Genomic DNA, 4,863 nt, shown 5'->3' on the forward strand with positions numbered 1-4,863 from the left:
TGGACGCCGACGGCAACGTCCACCTCGCCCTGGACGAGAAGAACAACACCGCCGGACTGAAGCGGCTCCGCCACAAGCTCCAGAGCATGCTCGGCAAGCTGGGGATGCACGAGCACCACCTGCTCTCGCACAGCATCTACCTGCACAAGGGCATGCCCATCGGCGCGACCGCCCACCAGGCGGGCACGGTGCGGTTCGGCACCGACCCGGCGTCCTCCGCCCTGGACGTCACCTGCAAGGCGCACGACCTGGACAACCTCTACGTCGTGGACACGAGCTTCTTCCCGAGCATCGGAGCGGTGAACCCGTCCCTGACGGCCATCGCCAACGCGCTGCGGGTCGGCGACCACCTCGCCGACCGCATGCGATGAGCAGGAGGGTCAACGAGATGGCAGCACAGCAGATGGACGCCCTGGTCATCTTCGGCGCGACCGGTGACCTGGCCAAGCTGGAGACCTTCCCCGCCCTGGTCGGCCTGGTGGACCGCGGCGTGCTCGACGTCCCCGTCGTCGGCGTGGCCAAGAGCGGCTGGGGCCTCGACCAGTTCCGCAACTACGCCGAGGCGTCGCTGAAACTCAACGGGATGGACCCGAACACGCCGGCCGCCCGGAAGATGCTCGGGCTGCTCCGCTACGTGGACGGCGACCTGGACGACGACGAGACCTACCGGGCCATGGCGCGGGAGATGGGCAGCGGCGAGCGCGCCCTGTTCTACCTGGAGGTCCCGCCGCCGCTGTTCGGCCGGATCGCCAAGGGGATCGCCGACGCCGGCCGGGCGAAGGGCGCCCGCGTCATGGTCGAGAAGCCCTTCGGTACCGACCTGCGCAGCGCCGGCGAACTCAACGCGACCATGCACGAGTACTTCCCCGAGGACGCGATCTACCGGGTGGACCACTGGCTCGGCCTCGACCCCGTGGAGAACGTGCTCTTCGCCCGGTTCGCCAACTCCGTCATCGAACCGCTGCTGAACCGCACGCACGTCAGAAGCATCCAGATCACCATGGCCGAGGCCTTCGACGTCGCCGACCGCGGCCGCTTCTACGACCGCACCGGCGCCGTCCGGGACGTCGTCCAGAACCACATGCTGCAGGTCCTCGCGACGGTGCTGGCCGAGCCGCCGTCGGGGGAGGGCCTGGAGTCCTGGCGCGACGCCAAGGCCAACGTGGTGTCCTCGCTGCGACCGCTCACCCCCGAGCACATCGTCCGCGGACAGTACGACGGATACCTCGACGTCGAGGGCGTCGCCGCGGGCTCGACGACCGAGACCTTCGCGGCCGTCCGGCTCGCCGCCGACTCCTGGCGCTGGGCGGACGTGCCGATCCTCATCCGCGCCGGCAAGTGCATGCCGGTGACGGCGACCGAGGTGAGCATCCACTTCCGCAGCGCGCCGCACGACGTGTTCGGGCTGCGCCCGAGCCCGGCCGCCAACAGCCTGCGGTTCCGGGTCTGGCCCGAGACGCAGGTCTCCCTCACCCTGGCGGGCAAGGCACCCGGCGGCGGCTGGCAGGCCAAGCACGAGGAACTCTCCTTCAGCGAGGTCCCCGGATCCGACATGCGCCCGTACGACCGCCTCATCGGCGCGGCCCTGGACGGCGACCGCTGGCTGTTCGCCCGGCAGGACACCGTCGAGGCCGCCTGGCGGGTCGTCGACCCCATCCTGGGCGACGCGGCACCCGCCCTCCCCTACGCCAGGGGCAGCTGGGGACCGAAGGAGGCCGACGGCCTGCTGCCCGACGGCGACCACTGGCACGACCCGAAGTGACGGGCCCGTCCCCGGGTACGCCGATCGGCCGACGGCCGACGGGATGACACCGGCCGTGCCGTCCCGTCCGGGCCGCCCGGGGCGTGCTTGACTGAGGCCGAGCCACCTCGCGATGGGGACCACATGAGTCAACTCGACCTCGCCAGGCTGCAGTTCGCCATGACGTCGATCTACCACTTCCTGTTCGTGCCGGTCACCATCGGCCTGGGATTCCTGACCGCCCTGCTGCAGACCGGCTGGCACCGCAGCGGCCGGGCCGAACTCCTGCAGCTCACGCGGTTCTTCGGCACCCTGCTGGTGATCAACATCGCGGTCGGGGTGGTCACCGGTCTCGTCCAGGAGTTCCAGTTCGGCATGGACTGGTCGGCGTACTCCCGCACCGTCGGCGACGTGTTCGGCGCGCCGCTGGCCATGGAGGGGCTCGCCGCGTTCTTCCTGGAGTCGACCTTCCTCGGGCTCTGGCTGTTCGGCTGGGACCGGCTGCCCCCGCGCGTGCACCTGGCGACCATCTGGCTGGTGGCCGTCGGCGGCGCACTGTCCGCGGCGTTCATCATGGCCGCCAACTCCTGGATGCAGCACCCCGTCGGCTACACGATCGACCCCTCCACCGGCCGGCCCCAGCTCAACGACGTCTGGAAGCTGTTCACCAACCCGGTGTTCCTGCGCGGGTACCTGCACGTCATCCTCGCCTCGCTGGTCACCGGCTCCGTCGTGATGCTCGCCGTCTCCGCCTGGCAGCTGCGCAAGGGGTCCTCCCCGCTCGCCTTCCACGCCGCGGCCCGGCTCGCCCTGGTCGTCCTGGTGCCGGTGATCCTCGCGGCGATGCTGGTCGGCAGCGAACTCGGCGTCACCGAGGGCAAGTACCAGCCCATGAAGATCGCCGGCGCCGAGGCGCAGTGGGACACCTGCCAACCCTGCTCGTTCTCGCTGTTCCAGATCAGCGGCGGCAAGAACGACATGACCCCGACCCAGATCATCGCCATCCCGCACCTGCTCTCCCTGCTGGCCACCAACCACTGGAACGGCAAGGTCCTCGGCCTCAACGCCGTCCAGGCCCAGTACGAGCAGCAGTACGGGCCCGGCAGCTACATCCCGAACATCTTCATCCAGTACTGGTCGATGCGGGTGATGGCCTACCTGGCCGTGGTCGTCCTGCTGGTCGGGCTGTGGGGCCTGTGGCTGCTGTGGCGCAAACGGCTCAGCGGCGCACGGTGGTTCCACCGGGTCGCGGTCTGGGCCGGGGTGCTGCCGTTCCTGATGAACACCGCCGGCTGGCTGCTCACCGAGAACGGCCGCCAGCCGTGGATCGTCCAGGGCCTCCAACTGACCAGGAACGGCGTGTCCCCGTCGGTGAGCACCGCCACCGTCGCCACCAGCCTGGTGGTCTTCCTGCTGCTCTACGCCGCGCTCGCCGCGGTGGCCTTCGTCCTGCTCACGAGGTACGCCCGCAAGGAGCTCTCCCCGCCCCCCGCCGAGGACACCCCGATCCCGGCCCTGACCTACTGAGGCCGCCCGATATGGCGCTCGCCACGTTCTGGTTCATCGTCACCGCTGCCCTGTGGACGGGCTTCTTCGTCCTGGAGGGCTTCGACCTCGGGGTGGGGATGCTGCACACCTTCGTCGCCCGCGACGAGGCCGGCCGGCGAGCGGCGATCAACACCATCGGACCGCTCTGGGACGGCAACGAGGTGTGGCTGATCGTCGCCGCGGCCGCGATGTTCGCCGCCTTCCCGGCCTGGTACGCCACCATGTTCTCCAGCTTCTACCCCGCGCTGATCCTGCTGCTGGTCGGACTGATCGTGCGCGGCGTGTCCTTCGAGTTCCGCGGCAAGGTGGACAGCGTGCGCTGGATCCGCACCTGGGACACCCTGCTGACCGTCGGCAGCCTGCTGGTGCCGCTGCTCATCGGCATCGCCCTCGGCAACCTGCTGCACGGCGTGCCGATCGACCAGAGCCAGGAGTTCACCGGCGACTTCGGCGACCTGTTCTCGGCGTACTCGGTGTTCACCGGCATCACCCTGGTGCTGCTCTGCCTGCTGCACGGGGCGACCTTCATCACGCTCAAGACCACCGGCGCGGTGCAGGAGCACGCGCTGTGGCTCGCCCGCCGCATCGCACCGATCACCGTCCTCGCCGTCCTGGTCTTCCAGCCCTGGACGCACTCCGTCGCCGGTGGCGGCGTCCTGCCCGACGTCCTCGAACTCGTCGCCATGCTCGCGGTGCTGGCCGCCGGCTGGCTGCTCGCCGGACGGCACGAGGGCTGGGCCTTCGTCGCCACCACCGTCGTCATCGCGACGACCGTCATGTCGTTCTTCGCCGACCTCTACCCCCGGCTGATGGTGTCGAGCACCAACCCCGCCTTCGACCTCACCGTGCACAACAGCGCCTCCGGCAACTACGCGCTGAAGGTGATGAGCATCGTCGCGATCGTCTTCTTCCCGCTGGTGCTCGCCTACCAGGGCTGGACGTACCACGTCTTCCGGCTCCGGGTCTCCGCCGAGCAGTTCGACGTGCCGCGGAGCCCGAGCAGCTGAGGCGGAGCGGCCGGGGCGGAGCGGCCGGGGCGGAGCGGGTTGGGCGGAGCGGCCGGGGCGGGTCAGGGACGGCGGGCGACGAACACGAGCTCCTTGCCCGGACGGTCGGGCGCGTCCCGGACCTCCTGCAGCCCGTAACCCGCCGCCGCCAGGTCGGCCTCGATCTCGTGACGCTCCCGGAACCGCAGGGTCGAATCGGAGGTGAGGTGGCAGCCGTCCGCGGTGAACACGTAGTTCCAACGGAACGTCACCAGGCGGTCCGCCACCTCGACCAGGTCGACCCAGCTCTCGACCCCGCCGACGCCCGGGACCTCCGTGACCCGCCGCGAGGCCGCGCGGTTCCACGCCTCCCAGGCCCGCGCGGCAGGGTCCCTCGTCTCGAACACCAGGTACCCGCCCGGCCGCAGCGCCTCGTGAGCCCCGGTCAGCGTCCGCCGCCACGCGTCCGGGGAGACGATCGCCTGGGCGACGTTCGCGGTCATCGTGACGAGGTCCACCTGCAGGGGCGGAAGGGCCGTCGCGTCACCGCAGATCCATCGCACCCGTTCGCTCCCCGGCTTGGCCCTG

Annotated in this window: 5 protein-coding genes; 4 read left to right on the top strand and 1 reads right to left on the bottom strand. The window is 70.4% G+C overall.

All coding sequences use genetic code 11. From position 1 onward, the window contains the following. The 4 genes from ABZ641_RS25770 to cydB all read left to right on the top strand — a co-directional run. A partial coding sequence (locus ABZ641_RS25770) for a GMC family oxidoreductase (RefSeq protein WP_359985327.1) occupies nucleotides 1-371 on the top strand: 371 nt, incomplete at its 5' end. Between the two features lie 17 nt (nucleotides 372-388). Next, nucleotides 389-1,762, top strand: coding sequence for a glucose-6-phosphate dehydrogenase (zwf, locus tag ABZ641_RS25775; RefSeq protein WP_344623151.1), 1,374 nt, complete (start codon nucleotides 389-391; stop codon nucleotides 1,760-1,762). 123 nt (nucleotides 1,763-1,885) lie between these two features. Next, nucleotides 1,886-3,268 carry a cytochrome ubiquinol oxidase subunit I gene (locus tag ABZ641_RS25780; protein WP_359985330.1) on the top strand — a complete coding sequence of 461 codons (1,383 nt, stop codon included), beginning with the start codon at nucleotides 1,886-1,888 and terminating at the stop codon, nucleotides 3,266-3,268. Between the two features lie 11 nt (nucleotides 3,269-3,279). Beyond that, nucleotides 3,280-4,296: a cytochrome d ubiquinol oxidase subunit II gene (gene cydB, locus ABZ641_RS25785; RefSeq protein WP_344623153.1), complete on the top strand. Its 1,017-nt coding sequence runs from the start codon at nucleotides 3,280-3,282 to the stop codon at nucleotides 4,294-4,296. 62 nt (nucleotides 4,297-4,358) lie between these two features. Here cydB and ABZ641_RS25790 read toward each other — a convergent pair. Next, nucleotides 4,359-4,863: class I SAM-dependent methyltransferase (locus ABZ641_RS25790; protein WP_359985333.1), on the bottom strand; the 505-nt coding region annotated here is incomplete at its 5' end.

It is taken from the genome of Kitasatospora sp. NPDC007106 (genome assembly GCF_040634455.1).
GTDB lineage: Bacteria > Actinomycetota > Actinomycetes > Streptomycetales > Streptomycetaceae > Kitasatospora > Kitasatospora arboriphila.